The organism is Oleiphilus sp. HI0066 (genome assembly GCF_001635725.1).
This window is the reverse complement of the sequence record NZ_LWFH01001307.1, coordinates 1-1,213: the sequence shown is the minus strand read 5'-3', so window position 1 is coordinate 1,213 and position 1,213 is coordinate 1. Positions and strand designations below refer to the sequence as shown.

The window sequence follows — 1,213 nt, the reverse complement described above, 5'->3', positions numbered from 1 at the left end:
TCAGCCATTGGATCTGAGAATGGAACACCCAACTCAATGATGTCAGCGCCTGAATCTACCAAGCAGTGCATTAAGTCTTCCGTCCAAGAAGGTTGCGGATCACCGGCGGTAATGTAAGGAATTAGCGCTTTTTTGCCCTCAGCTTTAAGAGCATTGATTGTAGATTTTATACGACTCATATTATTTTCGCTTAAATTGAAATTCCATCAATGCCCGCAACGGTAAGAATATCTTTATCACCACGACCACTCAAATTAACGATCAGGATCTGGTCTGACTTCATTGTTGCCGCCTTCTTGATTGCGTAAGCTATCGCGTGGCTTGTCTCGAGAGCAGGCATAATGCCCTCAACCAAGGTAAGACGTCTAAACGCTTCTAGCGCCTCATCATCTGTAACAGAAACATAATTCGCACGCTTCTCATCCTTCAACCAAGAATGCTCAGGCCCTACACCTGGATAATCAAGACCAGCAGACACAGAATGCGTCCCCTGTATCTGACCATTCTGATCGCTCATCAAATACGTACGGTTACCGTGCAATACACCCGGTTGGCCAGCACAAAGTGGCGCTGCGTGCTGCCCTGTTTCGATGCCAAAGCCACCCGCTTCGACGCCGTACATCTCTACACCTTCGTCACAAATAAAGGGATAGAACAAGCCGATGGCGTTCGAGCCACCACCAACACAAGCCACTAGCGCATCAGGCAAGCGTCCTTCTTTCTCAAGACATTGCGCTCGCGCTTCGCGACCAATAATCGACTGGAAATCACGCACAAGCATTGGGTACGGGTGCGGGCCTGCACACGTACCGATGATGTAAAAAGTGTTATCGACATTAGTTACCCAGTCGCGCAACGCTTCATTCATTGCGTCTTTAAGCGTATTCGTACCACTCGTTACAGCTTCAACTTCTGCACCTAGCAGCTTCATGCGATATACATTCAAAGCTTGACGTTGAACGTCTTCGGCACCCATAAAGACCTTGCAATCNAGATTCATTCGCGCAGCAACCGTAGCAGAAGCCACACCATGCTGACCCGCGCCTGTCTCGGCTATAACACGAGGCTTCCCAAGATATTTAGCAAGCAATGCCTGACCAATCGTATTGTTAACTTTGTGCGCGCCAGTATGGTTTAGATCTTCACGCTTGAAGTAAATCTTGGCTCCACCAACTTCTTTTGTCAGTCTTTCAGCAAAATATAAAGGTGAAGG

2 protein-coding genes are annotated in these 1,213 nt (G+C 47.9%); both read right to left on the bottom strand.

The annotated features are described in order from the left end of the window. A partial coding sequence (locus tag A3738_RS19215; protein ID WP_197473923.1) for a tryptophan synthase subunit alpha occupies window positions 1-179 on the bottom strand: 179 nt, incomplete at its 3' end. Window positions 180-190: 11 nt separating this feature from the next. Then, the coding region (gene trpB / locus A3738_RS19210) for a tryptophan synthase subunit beta (RefSeq protein ID WP_068763788.1) at window positions 191-1,213 on the bottom strand (1,023 nt) is incomplete at its 5' end.